Source organism: Azospirillum formosense, from assembly GCF_013340925.1.
GTDB classification, from domain to species: Bacteria; Pseudomonadota; Alphaproteobacteria; order Azospirillales; family Azospirillaceae; genus Azospirillum; species Azospirillum formosense.
Genome location: NZ_WHOR01000525.1, coordinates 1 through 912, shown reverse-complemented (window position 1 = coordinate 912; position 912 = coordinate 1). Strand labels below are relative to the sequence as shown.

At 74.3% G+C, this 912-nt stretch carries 1 protein-coding gene; it reads left to right on the top strand.

The features are described from left to right. Nucleotides 1-912 (top strand): DUF808 family protein (locus GBZ26_RS29590; protein ID WP_174441828.1); only part of this gene is annotated, 912 nt, incomplete at both ends.

The following is a 912-nucleotide window of genomic DNA, read 5'->3' as shown; positions in this document are numbered from 1 at the left end:
CCGCCGGGGTGGTGGTGGACGGCGCCGCGGTGCCGCCGCGGTACGTGGTCGGCTCCGCCGCCGACCGCGCGCTGCCGATCATCGGCAAGATCGCGCTGGGCTCGCTGAAGAACAAGCTGATTTTCCTGCTGCCCCTGGCGCTGGCGCTCAGCCTCGTGGCGCCGTGGGCGATCACGCCGCTGCTGATGCTGGGCGGCGGCTTCCTCTGCTACGAGGGGGCCGAGAAGGTCTGGGAGGCGCTGCGCCCCCACGCGGCGCACCACGACGCCGAAGGAGCGGGCGCCGCGGGGCAGGACGCCGCGCAGTTCGAGCGGGAAAAGGTCAACAGCGCCATCAAGACCGACCTGATCCTGTCGGCGGAGATCATGGCCATCGTGCTGTCCACGGTCGCCGCCGAAACCTCCTCCTTCTGGATGCAGGCCGCCGTCCTGGCGGTCGTCGGGGCGGGCATCACCGGCCTGGTCTACGGCGCGGTGGCGCTGATCGTGAAGGCGGACGACGTGGGCCTGTCGCTGGCCCAGAACGGGCGCCCGGCGGCCAGCCTCCTGGGGCTGCGCACCCCCTCCCCCGGTGCGCCGGGCGGCGCCGACCGGGCGCTCGCCCCGGTGACGCAGGCGGTCGGGCGCGGGCTGGTCAAGGGGATGCCGGTCTTCCTGAAGCTGCTCGCCCTGGTCGGCACCGCCGCCATGCTGTGGGTCGGCGGCGGCATCGTCGTCCATGGGCTGGAAGGCTTCGGCCTGAGCGCGATCGGACACGCGATCCACGGCGCCGCCGTGGCGGCGGGCGAGGCCGTGCCGGCGGCGAAGGCCGCGGTGGAATGGCTGGTCGGAGCGGCGGGGGCCGGGGTGTTCGGGCTGCTGCTGGGCGCCCTGCTGGTCCCCCTGGTGCATCGGGTGATCGAGCCGCTCTGGG